The 6610-nt window shown below is 70.9% G+C and carries 6 protein-coding genes; all 6 read right to left on the bottom strand.

What is annotated here, in order from left to right:
* Positions 1 to 95: 95 nt before the first annotated feature.
* Positions 96 to 2270: an MMPL family transporter gene (locus tag U9980_RS14005; RefSeq protein WP_322768314.1), complete on the bottom strand. Its 2175-nt coding sequence runs from the start codon at positions 2268 to 2270 to the stop codon at positions 96 to 98.
* A gap of 94 nt (positions 2271 to 2364) precedes the next feature.
* Positions 2365 to 3312 (bottom strand): sirohydrochlorin chelatase, encoded by a 948-nt coding sequence (locus U9980_RS14000; RefSeq protein WP_322768313.1) that lies wholly within the window; start codon positions 3310 to 3312, stop codon positions 2365 to 2367.
* Positions 3309 to 3932 (bottom strand): precorrin-8X methylmutase, encoded by a 624-nt coding sequence (locus U9980_RS13995; protein WP_416210272.1) that lies wholly within the window; start codon positions 3930 to 3932, stop codon positions 3309 to 3311. Before U9980_RS13995 ends, U9980_RS14000 begins: the two co-directional genes overlap by 4 nt.
* Complete coding sequence (locus U9980_RS13990; protein WP_322768311.1) at positions 3929 to 4174, bottom strand: ATP-binding protein; 246 nt, start codon at positions 4172 to 4174, stop codon at positions 3929 to 3931. Before U9980_RS13990 ends, U9980_RS13995 begins: the two co-directional genes overlap by 4 nt.
* Positions 4165 to 6015 (bottom strand): precorrin-3B C(17)-methyltransferase, encoded by a 1851-nt coding sequence (cobJ, locus tag U9980_RS13985; RefSeq protein WP_322768310.1) that lies wholly within the window; start codon positions 6013 to 6015, stop codon positions 4165 to 4167. Before cobJ ends, U9980_RS13990 begins: the two co-directional genes overlap by 10 nt.
* Positions 6002 to 6610: precorrin-6Y C5,15-methyltransferase (decarboxylating) subunit CbiT (cbiT, locus tag U9980_RS13980; protein ID WP_322768309.1), on the bottom strand; the 609-nt coding region annotated here is incomplete at its 5' end. The genes cbiT and cobJ, both read right to left, overlap by 14 nt.

The following is a 6610-nucleotide window of genomic DNA, read 5'->3' as shown; positions in this document are numbered from 1 at the left end:
AAACCGCTGCTTCCAAGCAGCTGCCATGGTACCCCTTGGGGTATATGCGGCGGCTGTTGTTCTCCAGAAGATCCACTGTTCTGCAAAAGATCCTCTCAGTCGTGCGAGAAGCGGATATCGGGCAGGATCCGTCGCAGCCATGCCGGGCTCCACCACGCGGCGCTCCCGGTCAGCCGGAGCAGGACGGGCAGCAGAACGAGGCGGACGAGGAACGCGTCGAGCAGGACCGCCGTGCCCAGCACGATGCCCATCTCCTTGGGCGGCAGCGGCTTGGCCAGGGCGAAGGTGAAGAAGACCGCGACCATGACGGCGGCGGCGGCGAAGATGACCCGCCCGGAACTGCCAAGAGCTCCCACCACAGCCCGTCGGGCATCGCCGGTGCGCTCGAAGTGTTCCTTGGCCGCGGAGAGCAGGAAGACGGTGTAGTCCATCGCGATTGCGAAGATCATTGCGAAGAAGAACACCGGCCCCCAGCCATCCAGGAAACCCTGAGAGGTGAAGCCGAGCACGCTCGTGCCGTGGCCGTCCTGGAAGACGAGTGTGGCGACGCCGAACGCGGCCCCGGTGGCAAGGAGGCTGGTGAGCGTACCGAGGGCGGCGACCAACGGCGCGGCCAGGGCGACCAGCAGGAGCAGGAACCCCAGCGCCAGGATGACACCGATGACCAACGGTGCCCTGGTATCGAGCACGTCCTTGAGGTCCAGGTTCTCCACCGCAGCACCGCCCACCAGCGCGTGGTCGGGAAGGGTCGCGCGCAGGGCGTCGACGGTGCGCGAGAGGGCGGGGTTGGACGGATCCATCGACGGCATGGCCTGGATCAGCTCCAGCCCCGAACCGTCACGAGCGGGCACGGCCGGGCGCACCGCGGCGATCCCGTCGGTTCGGTGCAGACGGTCGATGGTGGCGTCGGCCTGGGCGGTCGGTGTGATGATCTGGAGCATGCCCGGAGCGCCGGCACCGAACGCCTTCTGCACGATCTCGTAGCCCTCACGGGAGCTGTCCTGTGCGGGCACGACGGTGATGGACGGCATCGCGGTCCTCAGCCCGGCCACCGGAATGGCCAGTGCGACCAGGATGGCAAGCCCGAGTGCTCCCCAGCGCAGCGGTTGGCGCAGGAGTCGTTCACCCCAGGCGGTGAACCGTGGGGACCTCTGCTGATCGGTGCGCACCCACGGTAGCGCCAACCCGTTGACCCGCGGACCGAGCGTGCCCAGTACCGCGGGCAGCAGGGTAAGCGTCGCGGCGAGCACGAACACGACCGACAGCATGATGCCGACCGCCATGGTGCGCATCGCCGGCGAGGGGACCAGCGTGACCGCGGACAGGCTCACCAGCACTGTGATACCGGACAGCAGCACCGCTTTTCCCGCGGTGTCCATTGTCTCGACCACCGCTCGGTGTCGGTCGCCGGTTCGGGCCAGGCCGGCGCGGAAGCGGATGACGAGGAAGAGCGCATAGTCGATCCCCAGCGCGAGCGCGAACATCAACGCGAAGTCCATGGCCCAGATCGAGATCGACGCGAGATGTGTGATCAGAACCAGTGAGCCTACGGCTGCGACCAGGCCGGCCATGGTCAACAGCAGGGGCAGCCCGGCCGCCACGAGCGAACCAAAGGCGATCACCATGACGGCCAGCGTCACCGGCCAGGACAGCACCTCGGCGCGGATCATCGCGCTCAGGTTGGCGGCGTTGAAGTCGCTCCACATCGTCGACGAGCCCGTCGCGCGCACGGTGACGCCGTTACCGGACAGCGCTCGCAGTGGGTCTTTCACTGCCTCAGCCGCGCGCACCATGTCGTCCGTGCCGGCACCCGCACCGCCCAGCAGGATCGCGGTGTGGCCGTCCTGGCTGATGCTCACGCCGGGCTGAGGTGGTATTACCTCCGAGATACGGCGGTCGTTGTGGAGTATCCCGGTGGCCTGCTCGATGACCGTCTGCACGGACGGATCGGTGACGGGCCGGTCGGCGGTGATGACCACCTGTAGCGCGGATGATGCGTTGCCGCCGAAGTGTTCACGGGCGAGTTCGCGGACCGTGACCGACTCCGACCCGTTGGCCTGCCAACCCGCACCAGACAGCACGGACGTCACCTGGGGCGCACATGCCCCGAGGACGGCAACCAGTATCAGCCACCCGACGGCGACCGTCCGAAAGTGGGTGGCGGTCCATCCGCCCAGACGGCCGAGCGGCCCTGGGCGGCCCTCAGCTGGACTGACCTCGGGTGCCGGGACCTGTTCGTCCTGCTGGGTTTTTCCAGCAAACGTCGTCATGCCATTCCTCCTCGCAGCGATACCCCATGGGGTATTCGCGAAGCCGCAACGATACCCCCATGGGTATCGTTGTGCGAAGGGGAGCGGCTCGTTCTCAGGTGATGGGCGCCGGGTGCGGGTGATGGCCGTGACCATGGTGCTGATGGTGACCGGACGGGTGTGTCGGGTCGTCGGGGTGGTCGTGCGGGGTCTGCGGCGCGCCGACCCGATGTTCGAAACCGGGCAGCGCCACCCGGTACAGGCAGGTGTCGCAGTTCATCCGGATGTCGCCGTCGAGCGCCTCGTGAAAGCGTTCGAGCACCAGGTCGACCAGGCCGTCGTGGTCACCGAGCAGGCCCGCGCAGCGCAGGTCGACGGTGGGATTCCGCGCAGCCCAGCCGCGAGCCTGGGCGATCACACGGTCCGGGAGCACGCCGGTGAACAGGAAGTACGGCGCCACCACGATCCGGGACGCGCCGAGGCGGGCGCAGCGGTCGAGGCCGGCCGGAACTCCCGGCTCGGCCAGGCTGATGAACGCAGGTTCCACGCCGGCGAAGCCACGTCCCTCCCACAGCAGGCGGGCGACCTTGGCGACCTCGGCGTTGGCATCGGGATCGGTGGATCCGCGGCTGACCAGCAGCACGGTTGTCTGCGCGCGTTCAGCGCGGGAGCAGACCGTCGCGATCCGCTCGTCGAGCGCCGCCAGCAGCGTCGGATGCGGGCCCAACGGCCGTCCGTAGGTGTAGTCAAGGCTGGGATGGCGGGCGCGTTCGCGGGCGAGCGCAGCCGGGATGTCACCCTTGGCGTGCCCGGCGGCCACCAATGTCAGCGGCACCACCGCGAGCCGGTGCTGCCCGGCGGCGACGAACCGGGCGACCACATCGGCCACCGGCGGGCGTGACAGCTCGATGAAGCCGCCGTCCACTGGCGTTCCACCGGCCCGGGTGCGGACCAGGTCGACGAAGGTCTGAAACTGCGACACCCCGCCAGCGCTGCGCGTCCCGTGCCCGACGATCAGCAGCGCCGGTTCCGATCGGCCCGGTCGCGAGTCCCCATCCGTCACGACCGCAACTCCTTATACAACAGCGTGTCATACAACAGCGCGTTCAGCGCCGCGGCGGCGACTGCCGCCCCGCCCTTCTCCGACCGGTTCGAGATGGCCGGCAGACCGGCTGCGCGCAGCGCGTCCTTGGCCTCGACCGCTCCGACGAAACCGACGGGCAGGCCGATCACCAGCGCGGGCCGGGCGACGTCGGCCACCCTCAGCAGCCGTTCCAAGGCGGTCGGCGCGCATCCGATCACCCACACGGCACCCGGCCCCACCTCGTCGAGGGCGAGTCCGACGGCCGCGGCGGACCGCGTGAGCCCGGCGCGGGCGGCGTCGCCGGCATCCACGTCACCGAGGCGGCACACCACGTTCCCGGTGGTGATCCCCGCGGCCGTCATGCGTACGTCGACGACGATCGGTGCACCAGCGGCCAACGCGTCGACGCCGTCACACAGAGCCGCCTCGTCGCAGACCAGGTCGGTGGCGTAGGCGATGTCGGCGCTGGCATGGACGACCCGTTCGACGACCGCGCGGGTCCACGGCGCCAACGCCGCGGTGTCCAGCCCGGTCGCGGCGAGGCGCGTCCGCGCGATGTCGTATGACCGCCGTTCGATCGGATGCGCCACCCGGTTCATCGTCCGACCGCCGGTGACTCCACGTAGATCAGCGCCCCCGAAAGGATCACGGCGTCGATCGCGTCGACCGGGCAGATCTCCGCGCACTCCCCGCAGCCGGTACAGCGGTCGGTGAGGATGACCGGTGCCCGGCCACCGCCGGGACGCGTCGGCCCAGGGCGCACCGCGTGTTCGGGACAGGTGACCAGGCAGGCACCACATCCCGCGCATCCCTGCGCATCAACCCGGTAGATCAGCTCCATCGGTAGCCCCTCGGCGTGACGATGCGACCCGCGACGACACGGGTCTGGGTGCTGCCGACCACGACCGTCGTGGTCATGCCGACACGATCCAGACCGTTGGCCGTGGCACCGCTGGTCGTGGCGTCGGCGAGGTCCGCGATGGTGGTGAGGCTGACCTGCTGACCGGGGCGGAAGGCCTCGGTGACGATCCCGACCGGAGTCGAGGGCGGCCGGTGGGCGGCCAGCAGCTCCAGCGCGCGCGGCAGCTGCCAGGTCCGGGTCCGGCTCCGCGGATTGTAGAAGGCGACGACGAGATCGGCTTCGGCCGCCGCGGTGACCCGCCGTTCGATCACATCCCACGGTGTGTGCAGATCCGACAGGCTGATCATCGCGTGGTCGTGGCCGAGCGGCGCACCGAGCAGCGCCGCGGCGGACAGCGCCGCCGTCACCCCGGGTACCCCCACCACGTCGAAGGAGCTGTCGGCCCGCTCCAGGGTGGGGCTGCCCATCGCATACACCCCGGCATCCCCACTGCCGATCAGAGCGACCGCGTGGCCGGCGCGGGCCGCCTCGACCGCCACGGCGGCCCGTGCCTCCTCCGAGCCCAGACCGCTGGCCAGCACCCGCGTGCCTGGTCGGATCAGGTCGGCGACGGAGTCGACGTACTGGTCCAGGCCGACGATCACGCTGGCTCGGGCGAGTTCGCGCGCGGCATACGGGGTGAGCAGGTCCCGGTCCCCCGGGCCGAGGCCGACGATCGCCAGCCGACCGCGGGGACGATGGCGGGCCACCGCCACGGTCGCGTGCGCGCTCGCCCGCTTGGACACGACCAGCTCGGCACTGTCAGTCGCAGCGCCGTCGGCGCCCAGCAGACTCGCCGCCTCGGCGACACTCGGCGTGTCGACGGCGGCCCGGACCACCTCGGAGGGATGCGGCACGTCGACGGTCGCGAGTAGCGCGGCCGGGTGGAACACCAGCGGCCAGCCCCGGGTGCGGGCTGCCGCGACGATGCCGGCCTCGTCCCGTTTGGCCTCAACCGTGGCGAGGTGGCGCACGGCCAGCGGCGACAGGCCCGCATCGGCCAGCGCGCGATCGACGAGGTCGAGGATCTCCTGTTCGGGCGCGCCGCGGCTCGCGCCGACTCCGACGATCAGGCTCGGCGGCCGATAAACAACCGTCCGACCGGTGATCACAGGGTCTGTGATCACGCGATCGGTGATGATGATGGATGGTGCGCTGTCGGGCTGATCGTCGCGTCGGGTCCACAGCGGTGTGCCGAGTTGGCGAACCGTCGCCGGTAGCGGTGGCAGCGGCCAGGTGGTGTCGGCGTACATCGTCACGGGCTCACCGGAGAGCACCGCCGCGCCCACCGTCGCCAGGCGCGAGCCCGGCTCGACCCGTAGCCCCACATCGGCGCCGAACGAGTCGAGTGCCGCTGCGCCCGATGCGTCGCTGGCGGTGGTCACAACGGCGGTCGCGCCCAGCGCGGCGGCGACACGTTCGGCGAGCGCGTTGGCGCCACCGCTGTGCCCGCCGACCAGGGCGACCGCCCACCGTCGGGCCTCGTCCACACAGACCACGCCCGGGTCGCTGGCCTTGCCGGTGAGTAGATCAGCCGCGGCGAGCAGCCGCACCGTCGCGCCGGTGGCGAGAAAGCACACGACGCCGGCGCACTCGGTGACCGCGGCGGCGAGCGCCTCGCGGGCCGTGCCGTTGTACACCCGGGCGTCGGGCCAGACCCGGGCGAGCTCCGCAGCGGCGGCGCGTCCGGCCGCGGTCACCGCGACCAGACCGAGACCGTGGCGACCGACACCTTCGCGATCGCCATCCCGGCTACCATCATCCCGGCTACCGTGGATCATGCTGATTCCCAGTGTGTGCTCCCCACAACAGGACGACCGGGTTGGTCGCCGCGAGCCGTAGCGCACCGTCGGGTAACGGTCGTAGTCGGGCTGCGGCGAGCTGAGTGCCGGCGACGTCGAGACCGGCGCAGGCCAGCGCCTCCCAGCTGGGTCGAACCCGGTCGAGGGCGGCCAGGGCGACGACCACGATCCGCCGGGCCCGCCGGGCGCAGGCCGCGACCACATCCGGTCCGCCGCCGCCGACGAACACCGCGTCGGGTGTGGGCAGCTCGGTGAGCGCGTCCGGGGCGGCGCCCCGGATGACCTCGACGGACACCCGGTGCGCGTGCGCGTTCGCCCGGGTGCGTGCGCAGGCATCCGTATCGTGGTCGACGGCTATGACCCCCGCGCCGAGACGGGCGCATTCCACCGCAACCGATCCGCTGCCGGCACCGACGTCCCAGATGAGATCGCCGGGTCCGGGGCCGAGGTGGGCCAGTGCCACCGCCCGCACCTCGGCCTTGCTGATCATCGAGTCGCGATGGGTGAACGCGGCCTCGGGCAACGCCCAGCCCGGTGGTGACGCCCGGCGCGGAAAGATCCATCCAGCCGAGTC

Source organism: Protofrankia sp. Cr1 (assembly GCF_963555865.1).
GTDB lineage: Bacteria > Actinomycetota > Actinomycetes > Frankiales > Frankiaceae > Protofrankia.
Note: the sequence above shows the minus strand (reverse complement) of the source record. Positions and strands in the feature narration are given on the sequence as shown.